The organism is Arthrobacter sp. P1_B11, assembly GCF_056406715.1.
In genome coordinates this window covers 41,828-58,415 of record NZ_JBFTZQ010000019.1, presented here as the reverse complement: position 1 = coordinate 58,415, position 16,588 = coordinate 41,828, and the positions used below count along the sequence as shown (strand labels likewise).

General features: G+C 65.3%; 13 protein-coding genes. 4 read left to right on the top strand and 9 right to left on the bottom strand.

The window, feature by feature from the left end; all coding sequences use genetic code 11:
* Positions 1-26: 26 nt before the first annotated feature.
* Positions 27-1,436, bottom strand: coding sequence for an SLC13 family permease (locus AC1D14_RS15245; protein WP_230118584.1), 1,410 nt, complete (start codon positions 1,434-1,436; stop codon positions 27-29).
* A 134-nt stretch (positions 1,437-1,570) separates the two neighbouring features.
* Here AC1D14_RS15245 and AC1D14_RS15240 point away from each other — a divergent pair, with 134 nt between their 5' ends.
* Together AC1D14_RS15240 and AC1D14_RS15235 are read left to right on the top strand one after the other, a co-directional pair.
* Entirely contained in the window at positions 1,571-2,272 is a 702-nt protein-coding gene (locus AC1D14_RS15240) for a FadR/GntR family transcriptional regulator (RefSeq protein ID WP_230118585.1), read from the top strand.
* 2 nt (positions 2,273-2,274) lie between these two features.
* Complete coding sequence (locus AC1D14_RS15235; protein WP_476876309.1) at positions 2,275-3,006, top strand: glutamine amidotransferase; 732 nt, start codon at positions 2,275-2,277, stop codon at positions 3,004-3,006.
* Positions 3,007-3,208: 202 nt separating this feature from the next.
* On the opposite strand, the gene AC1D14_RS15230 is transcribed toward AC1D14_RS15235, so the two are convergent.
* The 3 genes from AC1D14_RS15230 to AC1D14_RS15220 form a co-directional block, all read right to left on the bottom strand.
* Positions 3,209-4,288, bottom strand: coding sequence for a cyclase family protein (locus AC1D14_RS15230; RefSeq protein ID WP_476876308.1), 1,080 nt, complete (start codon positions 4,286-4,288; stop codon positions 3,209-3,211).
* A 5-nt stretch (positions 4,289-4,293) separates the two neighbouring features.
* On the bottom strand, positions 4,294-5,919 hold the full coding sequence (locus AC1D14_RS15225; protein ID WP_476876307.1) for a purine-cytosine permease family protein: 1,626 nt from the start codon (positions 5,917-5,919) through the stop codon (positions 4,294-4,296).
* Between the two features lie 263 nt (positions 5,920-6,182).
* A complete protein-coding gene (locus AC1D14_RS15220) occupies positions 6,183-7,202 on the bottom strand; it encodes a DUF6454 family protein (protein WP_476876306.1) in 1,020 nt (339 codons plus the stop codon).
* Between the two features lie 326 nt (positions 7,203-7,528).
* On the opposite strand from AC1D14_RS15220, the gene AC1D14_RS15215 reads away from it, so the two are divergent.
* Positions 7,529-7,927: a cupin domain-containing protein gene (locus AC1D14_RS15215; RefSeq protein WP_230118590.1), complete on the top strand. Its 399-nt coding sequence runs from the start codon at positions 7,529-7,531 to the stop codon at positions 7,925-7,927.
* A gap of 24 nt (positions 7,928-7,951) precedes the next feature.
* Here AC1D14_RS15215 and AC1D14_RS15210 read toward each other — a convergent pair whose 3' ends face one another.
* Both AC1D14_RS15210 and AC1D14_RS15205 read right to left on the bottom strand, forming a co-directional pair.
* Positions 7,952-9,928, bottom strand: coding sequence for an APC family permease (locus tag AC1D14_RS15210; protein WP_476968722.1), 1,977 nt, complete (start codon positions 9,926-9,928; stop codon positions 7,952-7,954).
* Positions 9,915-10,541: a hypothetical protein gene (locus AC1D14_RS15205; RefSeq protein WP_476876305.1), complete on the bottom strand. Its 627-nt coding sequence runs from the start codon at positions 10,539-10,541 to the stop codon at positions 9,915-9,917. Before AC1D14_RS15205 ends, AC1D14_RS15210 begins: the two co-directional genes overlap by 14 nt.
* Positions 10,542-10,764: 223 nt before the next feature.
* On the opposite strand from AC1D14_RS15205, the gene AC1D14_RS15200 reads away from it, so the two are divergent.
* Positions 10,765-11,781 (top strand): magnesium and cobalt transport protein CorA, encoded by a 1,017-nt coding sequence (locus tag AC1D14_RS15200; RefSeq protein ID WP_476968721.1) that lies wholly within the window; start codon positions 10,765-10,767, stop codon positions 11,779-11,781.
* 298 nt (positions 11,782-12,079) lie between these two features.
* On the opposite strand, the gene AC1D14_RS15195 is transcribed toward AC1D14_RS15200, so the two are convergent.
* The 3 genes from AC1D14_RS15195 to AC1D14_RS15185 all read right to left on the bottom strand — a co-directional run bounded on the left by AC1D14_RS15195 (position 12,080) and on the right by AC1D14_RS15185 (position 16,417).
* Positions 12,080-12,292 carry a hypothetical protein gene (locus AC1D14_RS15195; protein ID WP_230118594.1) on the bottom strand — a complete coding sequence of 71 codons (213 nt, stop codon included), beginning with the start codon at positions 12,290-12,292 and terminating at the stop codon, positions 12,080-12,082.
* Positions 12,293-12,310: 18 nt separating this feature from the next.
* The gene (locus AC1D14_RS15190; protein WP_476968720.1) at positions 12,311-14,302 is read right to left on the bottom strand and encodes a glycosyl hydrolase 53 family protein; all 1,992 of its coding nucleotides are present in this window, start codon (positions 14,300-14,302) and stop codon (positions 12,311-12,313) included.
* Between the two features lie 69 nt (positions 14,303-14,371).
* On the bottom strand, positions 14,372-16,417 hold the full coding sequence (locus tag AC1D14_RS15185) for a beta-galactosidase (RefSeq protein WP_476968719.1): 2,046 nt from the start codon (positions 16,415-16,417) through the stop codon (positions 14,372-14,374).
* Positions 16,418-16,588: the final 171 nt, after the last annotated feature.

Below are 16,588 nucleotides of genomic sequence, written 5' to 3'. Positions count from 1 at the left end.
TGCAGGGGTGGCGTTCCGGTTCCGGGCTACATCCAGCCCGGGACCACCATGACCAGCCAAGCGACGGCGGGTCCGGCGGCAACCACGATGCCGCTGTAGGCGAGGATCTGCTTGTAGAACTTGTCCTTGTCCACGTCTTCCGGTGCGTTGGCCAGAACCAGGGCGCCGTTGGTGGAGAAGGGAGAGACGTCCACGATCGTGGAAGCGACTGCCAGCGCTGCGATGACGCCCACGGCGCCCACCTCGCCGCTGGCCAGGAAGGGAACTGCCAGCGGGATGAGAGCGGCGAGGATGGCCGTAGAGGAGGCGAAGGCCGAGACGATGCCGCCGATGTAGCAGATCAGCAGGGCTGCCAGCAGCGGCATGCCCATGTTCGACACGCTGTCGGAAACGAACTTGATGGTGCCGGCTTCCTCGAGGACGCCCACGAAGGTCAACATGCCGCAGATGAGCAGGACGGTTGACCAGCTGATTTTGTTCACGGCGCCCTTCTGGGCGGCCGGGGACACGAGGGCCAGGATGATGGCGATGGTGATGGAGACGAAGCCGACGTCCACCTTGAAGCCGAGGGAAATGACGGCGAGGGCCACCAGACCGAGGATGGTGACAAGCTGGGGAACGTTGGCACGGGCACCGTTCCCGGCAGCCGGTGCGGCGGAAGCGGCGGCGCCGGAAGCGGCGGAACCCGGGGTGCTGGTGCCCTTCGCGGAGACGCCGGCGGGGGAGATGTCCGAGCCGGAGCCCTGCAGCGTGACGCCGGCCGCACGGGCACCGACGCTGACGGACATGCGGGTTTCAGCGGCCTGTTCCACCAGGCGGCCGGCCTTCGTGGAGCGGAACCTGTTGCCGCCAAGGACGATGGACAGCACCACGGCAATGGCGAGGTTGAAGACGAAGCTGGCCAGGAAGATCGCCATGGGGTTCGTTTGCAGGTCCGTCTTGGCGATGATGCCGTTGACAGTGACACCGTAGACGGCGATGGGGGAGAAGCCGCCGGCCTGGGCACCGTGGATGACCATCATGCCCATCATGAGCGGGTTGATCTTGTGCTTGGCGGCGAAGCTCAGGGCAATCGGCGCAATGATGGCGACGGCGGCGGGCGACAGGGCGCCCACGGCGGTGATCAGGGCGGTGATGGCGAACATGACCCAGGGGATGAGGGCCACTTTGCTGCCGACGAGCCGGACGGCGCCCCTGACCAGCAGATCTATGGTGCCGTTGTTTTGGGCGATGGCGAACAGGTAGGTGACCCCGACGATCGTCAGGAACAGGCCGCCGGGGAAGTTGGCAAGGATGTCGTTGGTGGACATCCCCAGCACGACTGATCCCAGGACGAACGCCCCTACGAAAGCCAGGGCACCCATGTTGAGGGGCAGCACCGTGGCCAGCAGGAACATCACCGCCAGGATGATGATGGACAGTACGGGAGCGGACATCGTTGTTCCTCCGGATCAAGAGATTGGATGTGACGTGGCTTACTGGCTCACTGGCCTAGCCTCCTAGACACTAGGTGACTTTGTCAATAGTTCTCCGCTAGGCTGGGGTTGACGACGACGCCGGAAGGACGCGCATGCCCAGGAAAGCAGCAACGCAACAGATCTCCCGTCTCTCGCGGCCGCGGCTCTACGAGCAACTGGTGGAGCAACTCATGGACTTCATCGAGTCCGCCCAGCTGGGACCGGGCGACACCCTGCCGGCAGAGCGCGACCTGGCTGAGCGGCTGGGTGTCTCGCGGGCAACGCTTGCCCAGGCGCTGGTGGCCCTCGAGGTGCTCGGTGTGATCGACGTCCAGCACGGCACCGGCGCGGTGCTGGTCTACCGGCCCAACGTCCCGTCCGTGATCAAAGGCCTCCGCGAGCACCGCAGCAGGCTCCCCGAGATCGTGGAGGCGCGCAGCACGCTTGAGGTCAAACTGGCGGAACTGGCGGCCACCCGGCGGACCGACTCTGACATGAAGGCCATCGAGAACGCGCTGGACGCGATGGCAGAAGAAGTGGCCTCGGGTGCCAAGGGCGCACGCGGCGACGAGCTTTTCCACCAGGCGGTCACTGCCGCCGCGCATTCCGCGGTTCTTGCCCAGCTCATGACGTTCATTGCCGGGATGATCCTGGAAACCCGGCTCGAATCGCTCGGGCAGCCTGGCAGGCCGGAGCAGTCACTCGCCTCCCACCGCAAGATCGCCGACGCCATCAGGGCCCAGGACTCCGCGGCCGCAGCAGCGGCGATGTTGGAGCATATCGATCTTGTCTCCGACGTGGCGCTGCTGAAGTGAGCATGAAGCCGTTTCTGTTGCTCGCCTCGCGGGCCGAAGACGCCGCCGCCGAGGATGAGTACGAGGCCTACCTCCGCTACGGCGGGCTGGAGCCGGACCAGCTGAGACGGATCCGGATGGAGCAGGCTCCGCTCCCGCATCTCGACCTGGACGATTATTCCGGTGTAATCGTGGGCGGCAGCCCGTTCACGTCCAGCGACCCCGCAGACCATAAATCAGAGTCCCAGCGCCGGGTGGAGCGTGAATTGTCGGCGCTGCTGGACCGGATTGTGGCCGAGGACTTCCCGTTCCTGGGCGCCTGCTACGGAGTCGGAACCCTCGGCCTGCACCAGGGCGCGGTGATTGACCGGACCTACGGGGAGCAGTTGGGCGGCGTGACCATCAGCCTGAGCCCGGAGGGCCTGGAGGACCCGCTGCTGGCCGGAATGCCGGCACAGTTCACCGCCTTCACCGGCCACAAGGAAGGCTGCACGGTCCTTCCCTCCCATGCGGTGCTGCTGGCAAGCTCGGCGGCTTGCCCGGTGCACATGTTCCGGATCAAGAAGAACTTGTACGCCACGCAGTTCCATCCCGAGCTTGATGCCGAAGGCCTCGTGACCAGGATCGACATCTACCGCCACGCCGGGTACTTCCCGCCCGAATCTGCTGAGGAACTGATGGAGGCTGCCCGGACCTTCACGGCAACAGAGCCCATGAAGATCCTGCGGAATTTCGTCAAGATCTACGGCCGGTAGCTGGTAGCCGACAGCCAGTGCCGGGTAACGCAAGAGGACGACGGCGGGTGGATCCCGCCGTCGTGTCCGCTTTTGCCGGACCCGACAAGCCCTGTTTTCATCGCCCGGGTGACCGCCGACCTCCAGGAATTGCCTAAAAAGACATCCAGTACGAGGTTTTCGGCCCGGACCTGTGGCTGGCTGACTTCCAGTAACTGCGCGGTCAGCTGTCCTCGGCCGCCGCTGGAACGGCCGAGAGGTGCTCATGCACGGCAAGTACGTCGCCGGTTTCGGTCCGGGTGAATATGATGGTCTCCCGTTCATCGCTGGCCAGGGTTCTGCGGCCGGGTCCGGTCCGGACGAGTGTGGCCACGCGGTGCGTAAAGATCGCCGTAGTGCCGAGCATCTGGATGTTCTGCTCGCTGCTGCGGCAATCGAGGACTTTCCAGCCCGAACCCACCCAGGTATCCCACACCTCCCGATACTCGCTTCGGGAACCCAGCGACTCAGGCTCCGGATGGAAAATGAACGTGGCCGATGGGCTGAACGCGGCGAAGTAGCGCTCGGTATCCGTCGATGCGAAGGCAGCGACCAGTCGGTCGGCGGCATCCTGGACGTCCGCCCGGCTCAGCGGCGCAGTCCCGGCGAGACGTGCCATGGCCCGGATCGGTGCCCCGTCGGCGTCGGGAATGCTGAGCGGAAAGAGGAAAACCTCGACGCCGGCGCCCCCAGCCGCTGCCCGTTCAATCTGTTCCAGCCCGGTGAGGTTTTCGACGATAACGCACCCGTTCGCGGCCAGGATGTGGTGTGCCGGGAAGTCTTGGCCCGCTGTCCTGTCAACGCTCAGCGCATCCAGCCCGACGGTACGGTAGCCGCGGTCCACGATCAGCTGCGCGGCGTCGGCGTGGAGCCACGGATGGTCCAGGTACTCTGGCGAGCCCCAGTGGCTGGCGAAGCCCGTGTGGAGCAACAGGATCCGGTCCGGATGCCCTGCCCGTCCGTCGCCGGGAGCCGGCCGGATGCCGGCGAGGTGTTCCGCAGTGATAACGCCGCCCGGCCCGGCGGAGCGGACGTCGACCAGTTCCACGGGTCCGTTGAACTGGGCCGGCGGCAGCGCATCGAGTGCCGGGAAGGCATCGTGGACGTGGAACGGTGCGTCAAGGTGCGTTCCCGAGTGGGAGCCGAGGGCGAGGGCAAGCACGTTGGCGCCGTCGCCGTCGGCCGTCAGCGCCGGGGTGATCCGCACTTCGGGATCTCCGGGATAGACGGGCATCCCCGTCCGGAGCGGGACGCTCAGATCCATCCAGGTCACGGTCGGACCGCCAGTTCGTCCAGATCCAGGTTCAGATCCAGATCCTGGTGCCCCGGCGCAACGACGTGTCCGGCGCTGTCCGTCACCGGAGGCACGGCAACGTTCCGGCTGGGAATCCAGCGCGGACCGGCCTCGGGAAACACGGCGCGGGGTTCGGGGAAGATCCAGAGCAGCCCCAGATAGAGCACCGCGGCAAGGACCAAGGAGGCTGGGAGGCTGATGTCCACGCCGCCAGCGAGGTTGCCCAGCGGGCCCTGGAATTGGCCGGGCATGTTGACCAGGCACAGTCCCGCCGCGGCGCTCAGCAGCCACGCCAGCATTCCGCGCAGGTTCCAGCCATGGTTGAACCAGTAGCGGCCGCCTGTCTGGCGGCGGTTGAAGACCTGCAGGGCCTCCGCGTCGTACCAGCCGCGGCGGGTGATGAAGCCGATGATCATCACCACCATCCAGGGGGCAGTGCACGTGACAATCAGCGTGGCGAAGGTGGAGATGCTCTGGACGAGGTTGAAGGCGAAACGGCCCACGAAGATGAACGCAATGGCCAGCACGCCGATGAACACCGTGGCCTGCACGCGGTTGAAGCGCGGGAAGACACTGCTGAAATCCAGTCCGGTTCCGTACAGCGAGGACGCACCCGTGGACATGCCGCCGATCAGGGCGATCGCGCACAGCGGGACGAAGTACCAGGCGGGGGAGACTGCCAGGAGCCCGCCCACATAGTTGGGGGCCGCCGGATCCATGAACTCCGGTGCCTTGGTGGCGATGATGGAGGCGGTGGCGAGCCCGAAGACAAACGGTACAAGGGTGGCGAGCTGTGCCAGGAGGGCGGCCCCCATGACCTTGCGCTTGGGGGTGTTCGTGGGAATGTACCGCGCCCAGTCGCCGAGGAAGGCGCCAAAGGAAATTGGGTTGGACATCACGATGAGGGCGGCGCCGATGAACGCCGGGATGAAACCGGCTACGCCCAGGCCGTCCAGGCCCACGCCGAAGGCGCCGGCAAAGTTCAGATCCAGGTCTCCGGCGAACGCGATGTATCCGACCACGAACAGGAGGGTGGCCGCCGTGACGGCGATCTTGTTCACGAGCAGCATGAACCGGAACCCGTAGATGCAGACAGCCAGCACCAGAACCCCGAAGAGCCCGTAGGCCACGGCAAAGGAACCCATGTCCTGGGGCAGGCCAACCAGGCGGTTGAGGCCTCCCACCAGAGCGTCGCCGGAACTCCACACCGAGATGGAGAAGAACGCGGTGGCGGTCAGGAGCGAGAGGAACGACCCCACGACCCGGCCGTGGACGCCAAGGTGGGCGGACGACGAGACCGCGTTGTTGGTACCGTTTGTCGGCCCGAAAACGGCCATCGGCGCCAGCAGGAGCGCCCCGACAGCCAGGCCGAGGACCGTGGCTGCGAGACCCTGCCAGAAGGAGAGGCCGAAGAGGATGGGAAACGCTCCAAGGAACGCCGTGGAAAACGTGTTGGCGCCGCCGAACGAGACCCTGAACAGATCAAAAGCGGTGGCATTCCGGTGCTTCTCCGGGATCTGTTCGATGCCGAAGGCTTCTACCTCGGTTACTTTGCCGCGGCCGCTTTGGCCGCCTTTGGCCTTATGCTGCCTATTTTCCACGCTGATCTCCATCCGACGGCAACGCCTCATGTTGCTTAGCGAGCATCACAAGTTGTTAGTGAGGCTACATTTTTAATGAGGCTACCGTGTGAAGAGGCTCACATCAAAGATTTCTTTCTCATGACGCGGGAAGGGTTCAGCCCCTCCCTTCCACTGACTCAGAAGGGATCGGCTAAAAGACAGCGGACGACGGCGGGTGCGCCCCGCCGTCGTCCGCTTGCCCTCTGGAAAAGGGTCTCCAGTGTTCGTTCGCGCTGTGATGCTTAGTGCGGGGGCGTCACCATCGCCTCGTAGGTCAGGATTTCGGTCCCATTGCCCTCTTCGCCATTGTCCGGGGCCACCCGCATGGTGAGGTGGTTCCCCTCGGCCGTCATCTTGAACGGGTTGCGGGTCGCGACGTGGCCGCCCGCGCTCCACCGCTGGAACGGTGCATCGTGCAGTGTGTTGTGGGTGTTGATGTCGATCAGTGCCATGCCGCCCAGCTCGTACGTCGCGGAAGGACCTCCTGCGGCAGGTGTCTGGGGCAGGTTGGCTATCCCGGCGCACAACATCGTGGAACTCGCCGCGTATTGGCAGTCCTGGTAGTCGATGAAGTTGTCCGGGTTCTGCCAGGAGGTTAGCTCCTTGCCCTTCAGGTTCCACTCGGCGAAGCGGCGCGAACCCCAGGTATTGCCTACGAGGTGGCCGGTCTGCTTGTCCATGACAATGCCGCCGAAGTGGTCCTTGACCTCAAACTGCCTGTGGACGTCCAGCGTGCGGGCGTCAACGCGGTACACGATCGAGCTGCTGTCGGGGCGGTACTCCGCGACCGGAACCCAGACGTTGGTGCCGTCGAAATCGATGCCGCCCGGGTGGTACATGGCGCCCTCGCCCAGGACGATGTCCTTCTGGAGGTTCCCCGCCTTGTCCATGACAAACAGGTGTCCTGTTCCCTTGCCGGGCGTACGGTCGTAGCCGCCCTGCGGGCTCGGGAACTTCACGGTGGGCTCGATAATCTCCACCGAGGACAGGAAAATGTGGTCCTTCGTGAACGCTATCCCCTCGGTGTGGAACGTCGGGAAGTCCAGTTCCAGCCTGCTGGTCAGCTGCCAGGCGGTGTTGCGGTCGACGGCGGTGAAGGCGTCTGCGACGGCGGTGTCCGCCCCGTGGTGGCCGGCATTGCCGGGATTCTGGTCTCCAGGGTTTTGGGAGGCCTGGGCGACAGCCGTGCCGCCGATGGCCGACGCTGCGAAGGCGGCCGCGATCACGGCCGCGACGATGGTGCGGGTGCGGGTGGTGCTCATTGGGGAGGGGCCTCTCGTTGGTTCGGACCGGGGCGACGCTACCGACTGGTAGTGAACTGACGGCAACCGCTGCCTTAACACTGCTGGGACAGCCCCGCCCTTCGGGATGCCTGACCGATTTTTCCCCATTGACTTAGGCCCCGGGAGGGCTAACGTTGAACTACGGCAACAAGGATCTGTTGCACGCGCGTGCGCTGGAGGGGGCAGCAGCACTTGCGGGCTGTTCGCACATTCAGGCCTCGGTCTGCAGTCCGCAAACCTTCAGCTTTGCTCCGCTCCGGAGCACCACAACATCAGGTCTCAACTTAGTCCCCAGGTAGCGTCCCATGACCGCTAATTTCGTTACTGCTTTTGCCGTTAAATCCTTCGACGTCCCGGATAAGAAAAGGTATCCGGACAAAGCCGAGGTGGATCTCGTGAGTGTGAACGACTACTCGGTCGCCCGGCTGATTCTCGCCCCGGGCTGGCAGTGGTCGGTGTGCTCCAAACACACGGAGAAGACAGATTTCTGCGAACACAACCACCTCGGATTCTGCCTGTCGGGCACGCTGGAAATCGCCACACCCGACGGCCAGAAGTCCATCATCCACGCCAATGACACCTACGCCATTCCGCCAGGCCACGACGAATGGGTGGTGGGTGCCGAGCCGTTCGTGGCCGTTGAATTTCTCGGTGCGGCGTCGTTCGGCCGGCCTTTCAGCCGCGGCCAGCACGCCCGAATCTGACACGTCTCTGACCCCGTCCCCTGCTCAGCCGACGTGGACCCACGGGCGCCTCGACACGTCCGGCTCCGCTTCGCGCAGGACCTCGCGGGTGACAGGTGCGATCTCGCCCTCTCCGAGAAACAGGAACCGGAGCAGATTGACCACAGGATTGCCTTCAGTCCAGCGGAAGTAGATGTGCGGCATCAGTCCGGTCACGTCCCGGATATGCAGGAGCACCGAGGCGATGGAGTTTGGCACCACCGGCCCGTGCACCTCAAGAACCGGGTAGCCGTGCCGGACGATTCCGCGGACCTCCAGGGCCGTTTCGAAGTCCGAGGAATCGTCCACGATCACCTCCAGGAACAACGCCTGGTAGTCCAGCGGCAGGTGGCTGACCTCGATCGCAGAGGTCAGCTTGTCCCGGTAGGCTTCCGCGGTCAGGCGCAGCGGCTCGTGCGCGATGATGCCGATCGGCCCGTCCAGGTTGGAGGACATGAATTCCAGCGCCTGGCGGTCGAGGTGGACGTGGGTGGCGTGCAGTTGAAAGGAACGCCGGATCCGGGACAGGAGCGAGATCACGATGATGCCGAGGATGAAGAACGAGGCGATCCGGAGGCCTTCGGGCCGTTCGAAGATATTGGCCACCGTGGTGTAAATGAACACTATTGCGATGGCTCCGAACCCGATCGTGCGCTTGCGCTGTTGGCGGCGGCGGGCCGAAAGCGTGACCGCCACCGCTGCCGAGGTCATCAGCACCAGCACGCCGGTGGCGTAGGCGCCGCCCTGTGCATCGACGTCGGCCTTGAAGAGGATGGTGACCAGGAACCCGATCAGCGTGAAGACCAGCACCAGCGGCCGAACCGCCCTGGCCCACCCCGGGGCCATACCGTAGCGGGGAAGGTACCGCGGCACGAGGTTCAGCAGCCCTGCCATGGCGGAGGCGCCGGCGAACCAGAGGATGGCGATGGTGCTCAGGTCATAAAGGGTGCCAAATCCGTTCCCCAGATATTCATGGGCCAGGAACGCCAGGGCCCGGCCGTTGGCCTGTCCGCCGGGCTCGAACTCCTGGGCAGGGATCAGAACCACCGTGGTGAAGCTCGTGGTGACCAGGAACGAACTCATGATGACGGCGGCAGTGGTCAGCAGCTTCCTGGCGCCATCGATCCTGCCCGCCGGATGCTCTTCGGTGTCGCCTGGCCGCCCCTGGATCTGGGGCATCACCGCCACGCCCGTTTCGAAGCCGGACAGGCCCAGGGCCAGTTTCGGGAAAACCAGCAGGGCAATGCCGACCACCATGACGGGGCTTCCGTGCGATGTGGTCAGGGCGTGCCACCAGTCGCCCACGGCCACCGGATGGGTCAACGCTTCGAAGACGGTCGAGGCGACCACCACCACGTTCAGGCCCAGATAGATGGCGACCAGGGCCACCGCGACGCCGATGGCCTCCTTAAAGCCGCGGAGGAATACCGCGGCAAGCAGCGCCAGCAGGACCAACGTGACAGCGACACTGTTGCCCTGCAGCCAGCCGGGGGCATAAGGGTTCTGGATCGCGTGCGCTGTCGCATCGGCAGCCGACAAGGTCATGGTGATCATGAAGTCAGTGGCCGCAAAGCCCAGCAGCACCAGGACGAGGAGTTTGCCGCCCCAGCGCGGCAGCAGGCGCTCCAGCATCGCGATGGACCCTTCGCCCCTCGGGCTTTCACCGGCTACCCTGCGGTATACGGGCAGGGCGCCCAGCAGGGTCACGGCCACCAGCACGAGGGTGGCCAGCGGGGAAATCACGCCGGCCGCAAGCGCGGCGATGGCCGGCTGGTAACCCAGCGTGGAGAAATAGTCCACACCGGTCAGGCACATCACCTGCCACCAGGAATGCTTCTTCAGATGGGAATCGCCCACAGCGCCTGGGCCTTGGTGTGAACCCTTGGCGTCCTGCAGGCCGAACAGCAGCCAGTTCCTGAATTTTTCCCTGGCCCCCGGGCTGGGCGCCGAAGGATCCAACGGCGGTCTGCTAAGCGTGGTCATGTGAGCCTCTCCGGGCGTTGCGCACTTCGACATAACAAATGAATCCGGCGGTGGCCGGCAGATACCAGTGCCTGCGTCGCCGGACGGGCCGGTAGGTGTGGCCGAAGGGATCCTGGACATGAACGTCGTCCAGCTCGTCCCCGTGGGAAAGTCTGCGATCGATCTCCTGCAGGTCGGGCGTGTGCGATGCGACCCCTTCGATGACCACGGTCCAGGAACCCACGGCCGGGCCCGCTTCCAGGGCGAGCGTTTCGAACAGGTCCTGCAGCAGATCAGTCAGGGTTTCGGGGTAAAAACGCCGAAGCCGAAGCGCGTCCGGATGCACGTCCTGCGCCGCCAGCCAAGCCTGGCGGAGCCAGTGGAACTCCACCGGACCGGTTGCCGGCCCCAGCACGAGGCGGCGGTCCGGGGCGAGGGCCAGGCGCCGCTCGTCGCCACTGCGGTCGATGATGCACGCCGCTTCGCCCACGTACTCAAATGCCGGCAGGAGTTCCTCTTCAGACCGGTGATAGGAAAACTCTCCGCTGTCATCCACGGCGACGAAATCCTGCGCGTGGCCGGCATTGCCCGGGATGGCCGGCGAGCCCGGTTCCGGGCGAGGGGTGGTGTTCATCCAAATCGGCTCCTGCCGAGGATCGGCCTGCGGCCACGGCGGCCGGGGCGTCCTCTTGCTTCATGACAGCACGGGCCAGGCCCGGCGGGGGCGGGTCTTAACGGTTTCCATACGCTTCTTAACGCTTTCCATACGCGCCCGGTGTGCCAGGAGTGTTGGCACCGCCCCGGGGAAGGGATAACGTCACAGCCAAGGGTGCCGGTCCAACGAAGGAGTCGCTGCCGTGACCATTGTCGACAACGCTGTGTACGTCGAAGGCCGCCGGACGGCGGACCCTGAGGGGCTGGAGGAGACGTATTTCCTGCTGCGCCAGCGCGAGGGAATGGCATGGATCGGTCTCTACCGGCCGGATGCGCCGGAGTTACGTTCGGTGGCCGACGAATTTGATCTCAGCCCGCTGGCAGTCGAGGACGCGCTGACCGGCCACCAGCGGGCGAAGCTGGAGCACTACGGCGAGACCCTGTTCATGGTGCTGCGCCCGGCCCGCTATCTCGATGACGTGGAAAAGGTGGAGTTCGGCGAGATCCACATCTTCATTGGGCCCGACTTCGTGGTGACCGTCCGCCATGCCGAATCGCCGGACCTGGCCAAGGTTCGCCGGCGCATGGAATCCCAGCCCGGGTTCCTCGCCCTCGGGCCGGATGCGGTGCTGTACGCCATCCTGGACCAGGTGGTGGACGAATATGAGCCCGTGGCCGCCGGCCTCGAGAACGACATCGATGAAATAGAGGACGAACTCTTCGGCGCGGACCCGGAGGTCTCCCGCCGGATTTATGAGCTCTCCCGCCAGGTCATCACGGTCCAGCGCGCCACCGGGCCGCTGGCCGGCATCCTGCAGGCGCTCATGACGGGTACGCCCGACCACCACCCCGGCCCGGAACTGCAGGACCACCTCCGGGATGTCCTGGATCATGTCCTGCGGTTGAACGACCGGATCGCGTCCTTTCGCGCCCTGCTCCAGAATGCGCTCGCGGTCAATGCTGCCCTCGTGGCGCAGCGGCAGAATGATGAAATGCGCCGACTCACTGAGTCCAGCTTCGCCCAGAGCGAGCAAGTCAAGAGGATTTCCTCGTGGGCGGCCATCCTCTTCGCGCCCACGCTGATCGGCACCATCTACGGCATGAACTTCCACTCCATGCCTGAACTCGAGTGGGTTTTCGGCTACCCGATGGCCATCGGCCTGATGGTCGGCATGGGCATAATCCTGTACGTCGCGTTCAAGCGCAACAACTGGATCTAGGGTAGCGGCGGAGGCCTACCCATCCCGCCGCCCGGGCCGAAAGAGACTGATCTGTCCGATACCCAATTTGGGTGGGGTCAGGCGCCAGGCAGCGAAATCCTCAAGTTTTCCAGAACCTGCCCCGTCCACACTGGCCGTGTTCCATCCTCATTGCGGCGGTGGCGCAGACATCCGAAGCCCGGGAAATGCCCAAGGGCCATCCCGTGAATCCTCGGGGATCTGCACTACAGGGGAACGGCAGGCCTGCGGCTCTTTGGGTCGCAGGCCTGCCCTCTTCTTTAGTGGACCAGCTCGTTCTTTAGTGGACCAGCTCGCGGGTCAGGCCGTAGGGGACGTCGTCGCTGAGTGAAACGGTGTAATGCCCGGGGCTGAGCCACGTGACCAGAATGCCCTTGTCGTGGGTGCGGGAAGCGACCATCTGGAGGTCCCGGACCACGGAATTTAGCCGCTCTTCGACGTGGCGGGCGCTGTCCACCTTCACTTCGACGGGTTGGGCGGTGGTGGTGTTCATGGTGGGATACCTTTCTGCTTAGTCCTGGGTGCGCTTCACGGTTGTCCCGGTAAGGGGGACCGTGACGTCGCCGCCGAACGGGGCCACGCCTGCTGGTTGCCCGGCCGATCCCGACGAGTCAGGAGTTGCCGTCAGCGTGAGCCCGGCAGTCATGGCACCGAACTTCGTGGCGTGCCACGTGAGGTTGCCAACGGTCCGTGTTTCTCCGGGCGGTATGGCGATGGCCTCCGGGGAGGACGGCCTGAAGTCGAAGCCCTTCGGCGCAGCAGCACTGATGGTGCCGGTGAACGTGGCGCTTCCGCTGTTGTGCAAAGTTACGGGGCGGGTGGCACGCGCGCCGATCTTCACATTGCCGAAGTCAGCCGGCTCCGGTAAGGCGGTCAGCTCTGCGCGGGCCACGGGATCTGCCGCGTAGGCGGCCATGGCCGGCAGGGCCTTGTTGCTGTAGTCAAACAGGGCCTGGTTCTCCCAGGCGTTGCCCGACGCAGGATCCTCGGGATCCCAGCCGCTTCCGACCACGGACGTCCAGGCCGGCTCCCAGTAGACAGTTCCGATGCCCCTGCCGCCGGGCGCGGAGGCCACGACGTCCTGGACTGCGCGGAAGTTGGCCGCCTGGCCGGCTGGCGTGGCCGGGTAGCCCTTGACCAGCGAGGTTGCGCTCTTGATGACGTTGTCATAGGGCGAGTTCGGGTTGTCGGCCAGGGTGAAGGGGTAGGCGGTTTCGACCACCAGGACGTCCTTGCTGTACCGCGCAGAGAGGGTGCTGACGGCGTTCTGCAGGTCAGCGAGCGTGCCGTGCCAGTAACCGTAGTAGGACAAGCCGATGACGTCGAAGGGCACCGCGCGGGCGGTGACTTCATCAAACCACCACGTCAGTCCGCCGATGCCGTTGTTGATGTTGGTCAGGTGCAGGATTTTCTTGGTGTCCGGGCTGACTTCGGCAACGGCGCGGGATCCGGCTGTGAGGAAGGCTGCGAGGTTGTCCCACTGTGCGCCGCTTACGGAGTCGTTGGGGTTGACGTCCCAGGTCTGGCCGTACGGCCACATCATCCCGGGGTTGATTTCATTGCCGATCTGCGCGGCGTAGGGAGTGATTCCGGCAGCCTTGAGCGCCGACATGACGTCTCGTGTGTGCTCGTAGACGGCATCTGCGAGAGCCGCCGGGGTGAACCCTTTCCACGCTGCGGGCATTCCCTGCGCGCCCGGGTCCGTCCAGCGGTCGGAGTAGTGGAAATCGACGAGGACCTTCATGCCAGCGTCCTTGGCGCGCCGGGCCATTGCGACCATGTGGGCGCTGTCGTTGTAGCCGTCTGCCGGGTTTACCCAGACCTTGAGGCGGACGACGTTGGCGCCGGCGTCGGCGAAGGCCGTGACGGGATCCACGGCCGTGCCGTCTGCGGTGGAATAGGCTGCCCCGTTGTCCTCGTTTTTGGGGACGCCTGAAAGGTCTGTGCCACGGATGGCGCGCTCGGCGCGCCCGCCGGTGAAGGTGACGTTGTCCATGCTGGCCCAGGCGCCGGCACCCGTGGTGCTCAGCTGCAGGGTGCAGTCGCCGCCGCTGACGTAGGCGCTCACGGCCAGAGACAGCCACTTGTCGTCGGTTTCGGTGGAGGGCAGCACCGTGGAGCCATCGGTGCCGCAGCCGGTGAGGACCAGCTTCGAAGAGCCCGCCGGTCCGCCGGATTTGATGTTTGCGCGGAAGGTCCGCCAGCCTTCAGTCAGGCCGGTGAGGGTCTGGGAGGTGGTGGCGGTGCCCGCGGAACCGAGCCAGTGGGTGAGGCGGCTCGCGGACTGGTTGCCGCCGCCTTCCGTTTTCGCCGATCCTGCGGGACCGGCCACGGTCCAGCCGCTGAACCCCGATTCGAAGCCGGCGTTGGCGACTGTACCGGCGGCGAACGCCGGAACGGGGGCCAGCAGCGTGCCGGCGGCCAGTGCCATGGCGGCGGCCGCGGGTATGACGCGCCGTGCCTGTTTGTTTCTGATGGTGCTGTGCGGGGTGGTGCTCTTCATTGCTCGTCCTCCTCGACGTGTGGAAGCCGGCCCGGATCGTGCTGGATCCGGGCCGGCGGTCTGTGGTGCCTAGCTGTTTCCTTCCGGGGCGTGGATGACGCTGACAGTGCCGCCGGGGACGACCGCCGTGTGCTCGAACGCTGCTCCGGTGAGCAGGTCCGTGCCGGAGGCCGGGTACTCGGCGTCGGCGTCGGAGTGGTTGATCAGGAACGTGAAGTGGTCTGTCGGGGTGCTGCGCGTGATGACCTCCAGCCCCTGCGGGGGCTGGGGCGCCGTTGCGATGCCGGCGGCGCCGGCGGCGTCAAGAACGACGGCGGCGAGGTCACCGTCGTCGAGCTTGGTGGACACGTACCACGCGGTGCCGCGGCCGAAGGCATTGCGGGTAATTGCCGGCCCCGAGGCCGCAGGTCCGTCTACGTAGCGCGAAACCACCGTTGCCGAGCCGACGTGGATGTCCTCGGCCCAGACCGTGCCGGAGCCCGAGCCGCCGCTGAGGCTGACCGTCTCCTGCTCACGGAGCGGCAGGAACTCATAGATTTCCAGTCCGAGAATGTCGCGCAGGGCACCCGGGGATGCGCCCGCCGGGACGGTGTCGTTGCCGTCGACTATTCCGGAGAAGTAGGAGACGAGGAAGTGCCCGCCGCCGTCGACGTATTCCCGCAGGTTCGCGGCCGCCTTCTCACCGATCAGATAGAGGGCAGGTGCGAGGACCAGGTCGTAGGCGGACAGGTCAGCTTCCGGATGGGCGAAATCGACGGTGATCCCTTGGTTCCACAGCACGGAGTAGTAGGCCTCGATGCGTTCGCGGTGGTCCAGGTCGCTGCTGGGGCGCCATTCCAGGTCCTGGGCCCAGAAGGACTCCACGTCCCAGAGGATCGCAACCCGTGCCCGGACTGTTGAGCCCTTGACGGACGACAGCTTGTTCAGGTCGTCGCCCAGGTCCAGGACTTCGCGCCAGATTCGGGTGCCGGTTCCGGCGTGGGGGAGCATGGCCGAGTGGAACTTTTCGGCACCGTACCGGGAGGCGCGGAACTGGAAGAACATGACGGCGTCCGCGCCCCGGGCCACGTGGGAGAGGCTGTTGCGCGCCAGCTCGCCGGGGCGTTTGGCAATGTTCCGGCCCTGCCAGTTCACCGCGCCGGTGGAGTGCTCCATCAGCATCCACGGGCGGTTACCGGCGAGGGAGCGGGTGAGGTCGGCGTCCATCGAAAGCAGGACATGGTTATCGGTGCGTTCAGCCACGAGGTAGTGGTCGTTGGCGACGATGTCTACCTCCCGACTCCACGCCCAGTAGTCCGGCGAAAGGCAGTTGGTCGCCATGAAGTTGGTGGTGACCGGCACTCCGGGGGCGTGCCGGCGGATCACATCGCGCTCGGCAATGAAGCACTTGAGCAGTGCATTGGAGGTGAAGCGTTTGAAGTCCAGCCGCTGCGCCTGGTTGCTGACGCTGGCCGCCACCCTGGGAGCGTCGACCTCGTCCCATTCACCGTATTTCTGGCCCCAGAAGAGGGTGCCCCAGGCCTCATTCAGTTTTTCCAGAGTGCCGTAGCGGGCGCGCAGCCAGTCCCGGAAGGCCGCAACTGAAGAGTCGTCGTAGGACTCGCTGACCGGTGCGCCGTATTCATTGTGGACGTGCCACAGCACCACTCCGGGGTGGGATCCATAGCGGCGGGCGAGCTGTTCGGTGATGCTGGTGGCGGCCCGCAGGTACTCCGGTGAGCTGGGGCTTGCCATGCCACGGGACCCGCTGCCCAAAGCCATTCCTTCCCGGGTGACCGGGCGGGCCTGCGGATACTTCTTCCAGAACCACGCCGGCGGAGCCGCGGTGGGGGTGCCGAGGTCCACGCTGATTCCGGCGTCCGTGAGCAGGCCCATCAGGTGATCCAGCCATTCGAAGTCGTACTCGCACTCGCGGGGTTCCAGCAGGACCCAGGAGAAGATGCCGATGCTGACCAGGTTGATCCCGGCTTCCCGCATGAGTGCGATGTCTTCGGCCCAGACCTCCCGCGGCCACTGCTCGGGGTTGTAGTCCCCGCCGTAGCAGAGCCCGGCCGGACGCTCCAGCCAGGGTGCCGGCACGCTCCGGGGGGCGGTGCGCTGTAGGACGTCTGTCATCTCTTGATCTCCTTAGAACTGTGTGCGCTCCCAGTTGTATCACGGCCGAAAGTTACGTGGTTAGGACAGCTTGGCTGTTGACATGGATCACATTTCTATGGATTACTGGAACCGCTCACAGTCATGCGGCCCTCGATCGAATGAGCGGCAATAATGCAGACGGATAATTCA